This is a genomic window from Gilvimarinus sp. 1_MG-2023 (assembly GCF_030548285.1).
This window is the reverse complement of sequence record NZ_JAUOSC010000061.1, coordinates 1-554: the sequence shown is the minus strand read 5'-3', so window position 1 is coordinate 554 and position 554 is coordinate 1. Positions and strand designations below refer to the sequence as shown.

1 protein-coding gene is annotated in these 554 nt (G+C 47.1%); it reads right to left on the bottom strand.

Translation table 11 applies throughout. The features are described from left to right. Nucleotides 1-314 precede the first annotated feature (314 nt). On the bottom strand, nucleotides 315-554 hold a 240-nt coding region (locus Q4563_RS15645; protein WP_303605118.1), incomplete at its 5' end, for a TolC family protein.

Here is a 554-nt window from a genome sequence, read left to right as displayed (position 1 = left end):
CTATAATGCTTGACTCAATATACCCATACTTTATTTGATGACTTTATTTTGGTGCGATAAAAATTCTATCGCACATTATTATGGCACCTCCCAGCACCTGTTTTTGGAAAGTTGAAATCACTACCATCACCTCGAGTCATGACCCCAACAGCCAAGCAGTCACAGAAACCAAAGTGAATATGTAACCGAGCATCCGATTCAGTTGTCAGGAATAAATAGAGGGAGGAGGGGAAGAAAAGAGAAAAGGTGAGAAAGGGGAAAAGGTAAGAAAGGGAGAACTCGATGAATCTTGAGGCGCCGCTGGCGGCGCCCTTTCACTGAGCACTATAAAAAGAGGGAGTCTCATCCAATGAGACAGCGCCCTCCAGGGCCGGGGCAACACCAAAGGCAACATACAGCTCGACCAAGGCCTGGATATGTTTCTGGCGCTGCACCACCAAGCTGTCTCTGGCGTTGAAGAAAGTGCGCTGGGCATTAAGCAAATCGGAAAAGTCCGTATCGCCATATTGGTAACGAATGTCAGCCAGTGCCAGCAACTCCTGATTATTTTCCAG